The organism is Acrocarpospora macrocephala (assembly GCF_009687865.1).
In the GTDB taxonomy this organism is placed as follows: Bacteria; Actinomycetota; Actinomycetes; order Streptosporangiales; family Streptosporangiaceae; genus Acrocarpospora; species Acrocarpospora macrocephala.
On record NZ_BLAE01000052.1, the window covers coordinates 74,361 to 85,619 of the forward strand.

Genomic DNA, 11,259 nt, shown 5'->3' on the forward strand with positions numbered 1-11,259 from the left:
AGCGCTCGCGGGCCGACAAGCGTGTCCCGTTCCGGCGGCCAGGACACCCAGGACGGAGGTGTAACTTTCACAGCCGTTGTGGTGCCGAGTGAGGATCCCTGTCATCGCCCGGATGCCGTTATCGTGTGCTGCATGCCTTCTCGAGTGCGGGCCTGATGCCCAGGACCACCGCGCTGGAGATCGTGTTCCCGGCGCGGGCTCTCGTCCTGCTCACCGGCCTGCCCGGCGCGGGCAAGAGCACCCTGCTCGACCAGCTGTACGGCTTGCGCGGCGACGAGACCCGCCCCGTCCTGCGCGACGGCACCCTGGTGATCGACTCCCGCCAGGCCCGGACCCGCTGGGCCCGCCTGCTCGCGCGCCTGCCCCGCCGCGGCCGCAGCCTGGTCGTGCATCTCGCCCACACGTGGCGGATCATCCGCAGCCTCCCGAACGGGCGGCCCGTGGTCGCCCACTCCCGCGCCGCCTGGCCGCACCTGCTGTACGGCTTCGCCCTGCTGGCCCGCCTCACCGGCCGCCAGCTCCACGTGATCATGCTGGACGTGCCGGACGAGACGGCCATGGCCGGGCAGATCGCGCGCGGCCGGGTCGTGCCGGCGGTGACCTTCGCCCGGCACCGCCGCCGCTGGCGGGTGCTGCTGGCCCGGGCCAGGTCCGGCGCGCTGCCGCCCGCGCACGGGGTGCGCGTCCTCGACCGCCCCTCGGCGGACCGGTTACGCCGAATCGTTTTCGAACGTTCCCGGTGAAACGTACATGGGATGGCCCTGCGTACTTGTCATCCGTGGTTGACCAGGTCAGTCGTCCGGTCTAACATCCCGGGTTGCGTCGATGGTGAAAGTTTCGTAGGGATAAGGAAACTTTCGGAGAACTCGCACCCGGAGGTCGCGTCATGGCAAGGCTCTCCGCAGGTTCGGTCGTGTCCAGAATCCTGTTAGCCGCTGGGGTGGTGATCGCGGCCGGCGTCACGGCCGTGCCCGCCGAGGCGGGCGCCCAGAACGATTCCTACATCGTCAGCAGTCCGGGGAACGGGCGATTCCCCCTGGTCGCCGGGGGCCGGGCCGCTCCGCTGGTGGTCAGCGCCGACGACTATCCCGGCGTGGTCCGGGCAGTCGGCGACCTGCAGTCCGACATCCAGAAGGTGACCGGCGTGCGCCCCGGCGTGTCCGGCCAGGCCCAGGGTGAGGTGGTGATCGTCGGCACGCTCGGGCACAGCCTGCTCGTGGACGGCCTGGTCGCGGCCGGGAAGTTGGACGTGTCCAGCATCGTGGGCAAGTGGGAGACCACCATCGAGCAGGTCGTGCGCGACCCGCTGCCCGGCGTGCGGAGCGCGTTCGTGATCGCGGGCAGCGATCAGCGCGGCACGATCTTCGGGGTGTACGACGTGTCCAAGGAGATCGGCGTCTCGCCCTGGTACTGGTGGGACGACGTGCCCATCAGGCACCGGAGCTCGCTGTACGTCGAGCCGGGGCGGCACACGCAGGGCACTCCCGCCGTGAAGTACCGGGGCTTCTTCATCAACGACGAGAACCCGGCGCTCGGCACCTGGGGGCCGGAGTTCTTCGGTCCCGGGCTCGCGCCCGGCTTCGAGGGCGGGTTCAACCGGCACCTGTTCGCGAAGGTCTTCGAGACCATGTTGCGGCTGAAGGCCAACTATCTGTGGCCCGCCGTGTGGGGGCGCGCGTTCGCCGAGGACGATCCGCAGAACCACGCCACCGCGAAGGCGTACGGGGTGGTGATGGGCACCTCGCACGAGGCGCCGATGATGCGCGGCATCGAGGAGTGGAACCGGCACGCGGTGGCCGCCGTACGCGACTCGGCCGGGAACATCGTCACGCCGGGCCGCGACCCCTACGGGGGGACCGGGGAGTGGAGCTTCCGGCGCAACCCCGACGCGATCAAGGCGTACTGGCGGGACGGCATCCGCCGGATGAAGGAGGAGGACTTCGAGGGCGTCGTCACGCTCGGCATGCGCGGCAACGGCGACGTGAGCCTGCCCGACGGCGACGGCATCGAGCTGATGCGGAGCATCATCGAGAGCGAGCGCGAGATCCTCGCGCAGGAGTCCGGCCGGGACGTCACGACGATCCCGCAGGTGTGGACCCTCTACAAGGAGGTCCAGCGGTACTGGGACCGCGGCCTGCGCGTGCCCGACGACGTGACCGTCGTCTTCACCGACGACAACTGGGGCAACATGCGCAAGCTGCCCGACCAGAGCATGCCGCCGCGCGCCGGCGGCTACGGCCTCTACTACCACTACGACTACGTCGGCGGCGGCCGCAACTACAAGTGGGTGGACACCAACCAGCTGCCCAACATCTGGGAGCAGCTCAACCTCTCCTATGAGTACGGCGTGGACCGGCTCTGGGTGGTCAACGTCGGTGACATGAAGAACGAGGAGCTCCCGCTCCAGTTCTTCCTCGACTACGCCTGGAACCCGGACAAGTGGCCGCTGGAGAAGCTGCCCGAATGGGAGAAGCAGTACGCGGCCCAGAACTTCGGCGACAGCAAGGCCGAGGCCATCGCCGACGTCCTGCACACCTACGCCGCCCTGCAGTCCCGCCGCAAGCCGGAACTGCTCAACCGGCTGATCAGCCTGGACCCGGCCAAGGACCTGTCCACCGACTCCAGCGCGGTGCTCTACGACGACCAGGCCAGCCCCTACAGCCTGACCAACTACCGCGAGCTGGAACGCGTGGCCGCCGAGTGGGCCGCCCTCTCCGCCCAGGCCGAGAAGATCGGCCGCCAGCTCGGCTCCGCCGCCCAGGACGCCTACTTCCAGCTCGTGCTCTACCAGGTCAAGGCCACCGCCAACCTGTACGCGCTGCGCCTGGCCGAGTTCAACAACCTCCGCTACGCGGCGCAGGGCCGGGCCGCCACCAACGACCTGGCCGCGCTCGCCGAGGACAGGTTCGCCGACGACCAAGCGCTCAACCAGCACTACAACACCGGGCTGGCGGGCGGGAAGTGGAAGAACTGGCAGCTCCAGCCCAAGATCGGGTACGGCGACATCGCCCGCTACGGCCCGAACGCGCCCTGGCAGCAGCCCGAGCTCAACAACGTCGCGCTGCCCGACGAGATCTTCCCCGCGGTCAAGCGCATCCAGCTGCCCGCCGCCGCCGAGATGGGCGTGGCCGTGGACGGCTCGGCCGCCTGGTGGCCGAACGCGACGACTCCTGCGGTGCTGCCCGCGTTCAGCCCGTACCAGAGCCAGCCGGAACAGTACATCGAGGTGTTCAACCGGGGCACCACGGCGTTCGACTACCAGATCAAGCCGTCGGTCTCCTGGCTCAAGGCCGAGCCCAGCCGGGGCAGGCTGGACGAGCAGGTCCGCAGCACGCTGCGGGTGGACTGGTCGAAGGCGCCCAAGGGCACCACCAACGTTCCGATCACGGTGACCGGGCCCGGCGGGTCCAGGGTGGTCGTTCAAGCGGTCGTGCAGAAGCCGAACGTGTCGCAGGTCAAGGGGTTCGTCGAGGCGAACGGGTACGTGTCGATCGAGGCGGACCAGTACGCCAAGGCGGTCTCCTCCGGCGGGGTGTCGTGGCGGCGCATTCCGGGCATCGGCCGTACCGGATCCGGCCTGACGCCGGTGCCGGTCACGGCGGCGCGGCAGACGCCTGGCGGGAACAGCCCGCGGCTGGAATACAAGATGCACCTGTTCAGCAGCGGTCCTATCAAGGTCACGGCCTACCTGTCACCGCGTAACAACGTGCTGTCCACCGAGGGCCTCAAGTACGCGGTCTCGATCGACGACGGCGTCCCGCAGGTGGTGGACGTCATCGCCGCCACCGGCTCGAACGACACCCTGATGAACCGTCAGTGGGAGCGCAACACCTCCGACAACGTCAACCGGACGGTCACCACGCACACCATCGCGCAACCGGGCGCGCACACGCTCAAGTTCTGGATGGTGGATCCGACGGTGGTCGTGCAGAAGCTCGTGGTGGACACCGGCGGGGTGCTCACCAGCTACCTCGGCCCGCCGCAGAGCACGCGGAGCTAACCCCCTCAGGGGCGCGCGGACCCGTTAGGTCGGGACGGGTCCGCGCGCCCATTCCGGCATTTTTCCCTGACAGATTGCGACACTGACGGACAAAACACTTCGTAATGCCGAGAAACCCCGAAATTATTTAGGTTTCTTGGCAGATAAAGCCACTTGTGTCTGATCGGTATGACAGGTAGTCACGTCTATGTCAGCGCATCTGTCATGCGCGGCGAACCACCCACGAGCTATCCGAGCACCCAAGGGGGATCCATGGCCCGCAACCGATTAATCGGGTTAGCAGCCACGGCGCTTGTCCTGCCCTTCCTGTCCCTCCTCCCGGCGCAGGCCAGCGCCGCCCAGACAGCAGCGCCGCCACCGGCGCCGAGCGACATGCGCGAACTCGACGCCAAGATCACCAAGCTGGACGGCAAGGTGGTCGACACCCCGTCCCGCTACCAGGCCTCCTCGGCCAAGGCGCGCACCGCCGTCGCGGGCGTGACTCCGCCGGTCGGCACGGTCCGCAGCCTGATCGCCCTCAACGACGTCGCGGGCAGCGCCTACCGCAAGGACTACACGCTGCGCGGCGTCGGCGACAAGATCGAGGTCTGGGTCGCCAACGACCTGGCGTTCCCGGCCGGGGACTGCCGTGCGCAGATCCCGAACACCACGACGATCACCGACGCGCAGGTGGCGTCCTTCGTCCACGAGTTCGACACCAACATGTACCCGAAGGAGACGGCGGCCTTCAGCACGCCGCCCGACCGGGACGGCTCGAACGCGCTGATCTCCGGCGACTTCTCCGGTGAGGGCGACAACACGGTCGCGCTCATCGACAACGTCAAGGACGACAACTTCTTCGACTTCCCCGCCGCTCCGACGTACATCGCGGGCTTCTTCTCCTCGGTGTTCAACGAGTGGATGGACCGCAACGTGATGACCGTGGACGCCTTCGACTGGGCGCACCGCACCGGCGCGAACCCGCCGGACGAGCCGACCGCGGACCTGTGCACCAGCCGCCCGGCCCGCCCGCAGGCGTACGAGGGCACGTTCGCGCACGAGTGGCAGCACCTGCTGCAGTACTACACCGACCCGATCGAGGGCACCTGGATCAACGAGGGCCTGTCGGACTTCGCCCAGACCCTGACCGGCTACGTGGACGCGACCCGCACCGTGTTCGACCGCGGCGCCGACAGCCACATCTACTGCTACCAGGGCTTCGGCTCGGTGCAGACCGAGTTCAACCCCAACCCGCGCGACTGCGGCGGCCCGGAGAACTCGCTCAACCTGTGGGGCGAGGGCAACCCGAGCGAGGTCCTCGCCGACTACGGCCACGCCTACTCCCTGATGCTCTTCCTGTACGACAGGTACGGCACCGACTTCCTGACCAGGCTGCACAACGACGGCGAACTCCAGGGCCTGGCGAGCCTGGACGCGGCGCTTGAGGCCGAGGGCGTCGCCGACATGTACAAGGTGCTCCACGACCACCAGACCATGACCCTGGTGGACAAGATCGTCGGAGAGTCCCGCAACGGCGTCATGCTGGGCGTGCCGAAGAGCAGGGTGACCACCAAGAGCCTGCGCTCGACCGTCAACTTCGCCAACCCCAACGTCAACGACAACCCCGGCGCCGGCCCCAACGGCGCGGACTTCGTGGCGCTGCAGAAGGCCAACGGCACCGTGCTCAAGGGCAGCGAGCTGAGGTCGCTCAGCTTCAAGGGCGCCAAGACGCTGCCGACGGCCCCGTTGACCTGGACGATCGTGAACAACGATCCGGACAGGCCGGGCAACCCGGTGCTCTGGTCCGGCAACGAGAACAACCTCAACGCCACCGCGGTCGCCCGCGTCACCGTGCCGGCCGCCGACCCGACGCTGCGCTTCCTCGGCAAGTACGGCGCCGAGTTCGGCTTCGACTACGCCTACGTGGTGGTCTCCACCGACGGCGGGGCCACCTACACGGCGCTGTCCAGCGACCGCACCATCGACGGACCGCTCGGCCCGGCGCTCAACGGCACCACGACCGGCTTCGAACCGCACACCTTCGACCTGTCGGCGTACGCGGGCCAGCAGATCCTGCTCGGCTTCCAGTACGTCAGCGACGGCGGTGTCAACGAGGGCGGGTTCCTGGTCGACGACGTCGCCGTCGGCGCGACGGCGGTCAGCGACGGGTCCAGCCTGGACCCGTTCGACTCGCCGACCGAGATCAAGCCGGTGACGGTGAAGAACTGGAACGTGCGCCTGGTCGGGCTCGACGAGGCGAACAAGATCGCGTTGCAGGTCGAATTCAACAATAAGACCAGTTTCTCGCTGAACCGGCTGGAGCTGCTGCTGGCGGTTCCGTTCAAGAAGGTCGTGGCCATCGTGGCCTATGACGAGCCGACCGAGCAGGTCCAGCAGTACGCGCCGTACCAGCTGACGGTGAACGGGGTGGTCCAGCCGGGAGGGGCCACGCTTCCCTGATCCATCTTCGCGAACAGGCGCCCGGCCGGGGCTTCCCGGCCGGGCGTTTCTGTCGGTGGCGCAGGGCACGATGGAGGTATGACTGAAGCCCAGCCCGGCGGGGTCGCCGAGCTTCTGCCGCACGCCACGCCGCTCGCTGACCAGGCCGCTTACACGGAGGCCGTGCGCACTGCCGTGGCCGCCGCCGCGGCCTACTACGCCGACGGCGACTCGGTTCTCGATGATGACACCTATGACCGGTTGGTCCGGGGGATCGAGGCGTACGAGGCCGCCCATCCCGAGCAGGTGCTGGCCGAATCGCCCACCGGCAAGGTGGCTGGGGGAGCGGTCGTCGGGGATGTGCCGCACACGGTGCCGATGCTGAGCCTGGACAACGTGTTCTCGGCCGAGGATCTGGCCACGTGGGCGGCGGGCCTGGAGCGGCGGCTGGGGCGGCCGGTCGAGCGGTGGAGCGTGGAGCCCAAGCTGGACGGGCTCGCCGTGTCGGCGCGGTATCGGGGCGGGCGGCTGGTCCAGCTGGTCACCCGGGGCGACGGAGTGGCCGGGGAGGACGTCTCGCATGCCATCGGCACCGTGCTCGGCCTGCCCGCGACGCTGACCGAGCCGGTGACCGTGGAGATCCGGGGTGAGGTCCTGATGACCACCGCCCAGTTCGAGACGGCGAACGAGGCCCGCGTCGCGCACGACGGCGTGCCGTTCGCCAACGCGCGCAGCGCCGCCGCCGGAACCCTGCGCGCCAGAGAACGCACCTACAAATGCGAGATGACGTTCTTTGGGTATGGTGCGCTGTCGCTGGACGGCGAATCCACCGGCATGCGCGAGCTGGCCCACAGCGAGCTGATGACGCGGGTGGCGGAGCTGGGCGTGCGGACCACCGAGGAGACGCCGGTGGCCGGGATCGTGGCTGCCACCCTGGAGGAGATCCAGGCCAGGATCGAGCGGATCGCGGCGCTTCGGGCGGAGCTGGAGTTCGGAATCGACGGGATCGTGATCAAGAGCGATCTGGCCGCCGACCAGGAGCAGGCCGGATTCAGCTCGCGCGCGCCCCGATGGGCGATCGCCTACAAGCTGCCCGCCACCGAGAAGATCACCAAGCTGGTCGGGGTGGTGTGGAACGTGGGCCGGACCGGGGTCATCGCGCCGCGCGCGGTCCTCGAACCAGTCCGCCTGGACGGCAGCCTGGTAGTCTCCGCCACGCTGCACAATCCCGCGGACATCACCCGCCGTGGCCTGATGGTGGGCGATTCGGTCACCGTCTACAAGGCCGGTGACGTGATTCCCCGGATCGAGGCGCCGGTTGTGCACCTGCGCACTGGGGCCGAGCGGCCGATCGAGTTCCCGGCCGGCTGCCCGCGCTGCGGCGGCGAGATCGACGTCTCCCAGGAACGCTGGCGCTGCGTGCGCGGCCGGGCCTGCCACGCGGTCGCCTCGATCAGCTACGCGGTGGGCCGGGAGCAGCTCGACATCGAAGGTCTTGGCGAGACCAGGATCGTGCAGATGGTCGACGCTGGCCTCATCGCCGACTTCGCCGACCTGTTCACGCTCACCCGCGAGCAGATCCTCGGCCTGGACCGCATGGCCGAGACAAGCACCGACAACCTCCTCGCCGCCATCGAACGCGCTAAGACCAAACCCCTCAACAAGGTCTTCTGCGCCCTCGGCGTCCGCGGCACCGGCCGCTCCATGTCCCGCCGGATCGCCCGGCACTTCGCCACCATGGACGCGATCAGATCCGCCGACGTGGCCGGAGTCCAGGCAGTAGACGGCATCGGCCCTGAGAAAGCCACCCTCCTGGTAGAGGAACTAGCCGAACTCGCCCCCTTGATCGACAAACTGATCGCCGCCGGCGTCTCCATGACCGAACCCGGCGCAACACCCCCCACCGAAACCCCCGCTGAACCCACTCCCGGAACCCCCGCTGAGACCGCTCCCGGAACCCCCGAACTCCCACTCACCGGAATGTCCGTAGTGGTCACCGGGGCCATGGCCGGCCCTCTCGAAGCCCTCTCCCGCAACGAAATGAACGAACTGATCGAACGCGCCGGCGGCAAGTCATCCAGCAGCGTCTCCGCCAAGACCTCCCTGCTGGTAGCCGGCGAAAAGGCAGGCTCCAAGAAAGCCAAAGCCGAACAACTCGGCATCCAAATCATGACCCCAGAACAGTTCGCCACCCTCGTCACCACCTTCATCTGACCTGCCGACATCTGACTCCCACTTACGGGCGCGCGGACCGCCGCAGTGCGATCCCAGACGGCGACCCCGATGACCTTTCTCCGGGAGACTCCTAGCAAGGACATAAACCTGATCATGACCGCACAGACGAACACCGCCGCGGCGGCGGGCACCTGGGATCTCGGTAACCTGACCGTCAACCGGATCGGGTTCGGAGCGATGCGCCTGACGGGCAGCGTCGCCTTCGGCCCCGGCATCCCGGGCGACCGCGATCGTTCGATCGGCGTGCTGCGGCAGGCGATCGAGCTCGGGGTCAACCACATCGACACCGCCGCGTTCTACTTCTCGCCGCACCTGTCGGCCAATGAGCTGATCAACCGGGCGTTGGCCCCCTATCCAGACGACCTCGTCATCGCCACGAAGGTGTGGCCGGCGCGTGACCCGTCGGGTGCATGGTGGTGGGCCACGCCAGAGCAGTTGCGCGGCCAGGTCGAGGAGAATTTGCGCCAGCTCGGGCGTGACCACCTCGACGTGGTGAACCTGCGCGTCCCCCCAAGCCGGAAGACCGGCTCGATCGCCGATCATTTCGGCGCGCTGGCCGAGCTTCGCGACGCCGGGCACATTCGCCACCTGGGAGTGTCCAACGTCACGCCAGAGCAGCTGGCCGAGGCCCAGACCATCGCGCCGGTGGTGTGCGTGCAGAACTCCTTCGGCATCGGCGCGTCCGCCGGCCAGCAGGAGCTCCTACGCAGCTGCGGCGAGCAGGGTATCGCCTTCGTGCCGTTCTTCGCGATCGCCGGCGCCGGACGCGAGGCAGGGGCGACCGCCACGGAGCACGAGGACGTGCTCGCCATCGCCCGCGCGCACGGCGCGACGCCCGCGCAGATCCGGCTGGCCTGGACGCTGCGGCGAGGACCGCACGTGCTGGCCATTCCGGGCACCGGGAATCCACACCACCTCGCCGAGAACGTGGCTGCCGGAACGCTGCGGCTGTCCGAGGACGAGATGGCCCGACTCCAGTCCCTCGGCTGACCCGGAGATCACACCCACCGTCGTACGCGATCACGTGCTCATCGTCGGAGATCGCATCGGTCTCGGCCGCGTCGTGGAAGAACCGCACCTACGAGGTGTCCTTCCGACCGGGCTACTGGAAGCGTAGAGAACTCCCACATCCCAGGTCACAGGGCACCTCGTCCTACATCGCGGTCCTTGGCGTGCTATCTCGCTGTTTCGACGGTTGCGGTGAGCGCGATCAGCAGGAGTGCGATCAAGGGGATTGGCAGGGGTGTCAGCGGGGTGGCGAGGACGAGGGCGGCTGTGATGGGGAAGGTGAGGTTGGTTCGGCGGGAGACCTGGTGGGGGCGGATGTGGACGAACCATACGCTGAGCAGGAAGATCGCGACTGGCACGGCGGTGGAGGCGCCGGCGGCGAAGGCGTTGATGTGTGCGATGTGTGTTGCGTAGTCGATTGAGACGGCCAGTCCGGCCCCTACGCCGGCGGCCGACGAGAAGATCAGGTAGTGGCCGTAGCCCCACGGGAACGAGGTCCGGTTGGAGGTGAGCAGCGGATGCGCCTCCCACGCGAAATACAACCACCACATTCCGAACACGATCACTACCCCACTCAGCGCCACCGACAGCAGCGCCGCCGTGGCCAATCCCCGGTCGAGCCCCGTCTGGATGGCCAGCGTGGCCGCCAGCACCGACTCGCCCAGCACGATCAGAGTGAACAGCCCGTATCGCTCGGCGATGTGCCGCGGATGCCAGGTCGTCTGCTGGTGCCGCTCCGCCCACAACGGCACCACCAGCTCGGCTCCCGCCAGCGCCACGAACACGACCAGCCCCAGCACCCCGTCCAGGTCGACCACCTGGGCGACCCCCAGCCGCGCCAGCCACCCCACCTGCACGACCCCGATCCCGATCGCATACCGGACCGCGCACGCTCGCCCCGCCGCGTCCTCCCTCGCCGCCCGCGACCACAGCGCCACCATGGCCAGCCGCATCACCGCGTACCCCAGGGTGATCAGCCCGAAGTCCTTGTCCTCGAACGCTCGCGGCACCCCCGCCGCGAGAATCAGCACCCCCACGATCTGCACCATCACCAGCACCCGATAGGGCACGTCATCGGTGTCATACGCCGACGCGAACCAGGTGAAGTTCATCCAGGCCCACCAGATGGCGAAGAACACCATCAGATACCCGATGAGCCCCGCCCCCGCATGCCCCTCCGCCAGCGCGTGATGCAAACTGGCCGCCGCCTGCGCCACCCCCACCACAAAACAAAGATCGAACAACAACTCCAGCGGCGTAGCCGCCCGATGCCCCTCCCGACTCCGCCCCACCATGGCCTGCCGAAACCCCGGTCCACCCATAACCGCCCCAAAGGTCCAAAAGAAGAGACGCGCCACATGCTATTGCCCGCAAGGTGCCCCTCACCCCGGAGAAGCCCCTGCGACTGTCTGGCCCCGCCAGTCAGCCGACCCGATCAGTCACGGGCGTCATGTTCGGCAACCCTTCGGGCTGGTGTCGATCGGTAGCGGTGACACTCCCACCCACCCCTTCGTTTCCCTCGGGCTCCGCCCGACCCCGTCATCCCCATGGTCACTCGAATGAAGCGGCAGCTTGATCCACGTGGTTCTCCCACCCAC

6 protein-coding genes are annotated in these 11,259 nt (G+C 68.4%); 5 read left to right on the forward strand and 1 reads right to left on the reverse strand.

Features of this window, described 5'->3' with window-relative positions; all coding sequences use genetic code 11:
• The first annotated feature begins 125 nt into the window (after positions 1-125).
• The 5 genes from Amac_RS37600 (at position 126) to Amac_RS37620 (ending at position 9,643) form a co-directional block, all read left to right on the forward strand.
• A complete protein-coding gene (locus Amac_RS37600; RefSeq protein ID WP_246268971.1) occupies positions 126-743 on the forward strand; it encodes an AAA family ATPase in 618 nt (205 codons plus the stop codon).
• Between the two features lie 170 nt (positions 744-913).
• Entirely contained in the window at positions 914-4,000 is a 3,087-nt protein-coding gene (locus Amac_RS37605) for a glycosyl hydrolase 115 family protein (RefSeq protein ID WP_246268972.1), read from the forward strand.
• 252 nt (positions 4,001-4,252) lie between these two features.
• Positions 4,253-6,439: a M6 family metallopeptidase gene (locus Amac_RS37610; protein WP_155359182.1), complete on the forward strand. Its 2,187-nt coding sequence runs from the start codon at positions 4,253-4,255 to the stop codon at positions 6,437-6,439.
• Between the two features lie 78 nt (positions 6,440-6,517).
• Positions 6,518-8,632 (forward strand): NAD-dependent DNA ligase LigA, encoded by a 2,115-nt coding sequence (ligA, locus tag Amac_RS37615; protein ID WP_155359183.1) that lies wholly within the window; start codon positions 6,518-6,520, stop codon positions 8,630-8,632.
• Positions 8,633-8,746: 114 nt separating this feature from the next.
• A complete protein-coding gene (locus Amac_RS37620; RefSeq protein ID WP_155359184.1) occupies positions 8,747-9,643 on the forward strand; it encodes an oxidoreductase in 897 nt (298 codons plus the stop codon).
• 185 nt (positions 9,644-9,828) lie between these two features.
• Here the strand turns inward: Amac_RS37620 and Amac_RS37625 are convergent, their stop codons facing one another.
• The gene (locus Amac_RS37625) at positions 9,829-10,956 is read right to left on the reverse strand and encodes a low temperature requirement protein A (protein WP_155359185.1); all 1,128 of its coding nucleotides are present in this window, start codon (positions 10,954-10,956) and stop codon (positions 9,829-9,831) included.
• Positions 10,957-11,259 lie beyond the last annotated feature (303 nt).

What these genes read in the sequence shown, in the direction of transcription:
- ligA (WP_155359183.1), top strand. Translation starts at nt 6,518, where the DNA reads ATGACTGAAGCCCAGCCCGGCGGGGTCGCCGAGCTTCTGCCGCACGCC.
- Amac_RS37610 (WP_155359182.1), top strand. Translation starts at nt 4,253, where the DNA reads ATGGCCCGCAACCGATTAATCGGGTTAGCAGCCACGGCGCTTGTCCTG.
- Amac_RS37625 (WP_155359185.1), bottom strand. Translation starts at nt 10,956, where the DNA reads ATGGTGGGGCGGAGTCGGGAGGGGCATCGGGCGGCTACGCCGCTGGAG.
- Amac_RS37620 (WP_155359184.1), top strand. Translation starts at nt 8,747, where the DNA reads ATGACCGCACAGACGAACACCGCCGCGGCGGCGGGCACCTGGGATCTC.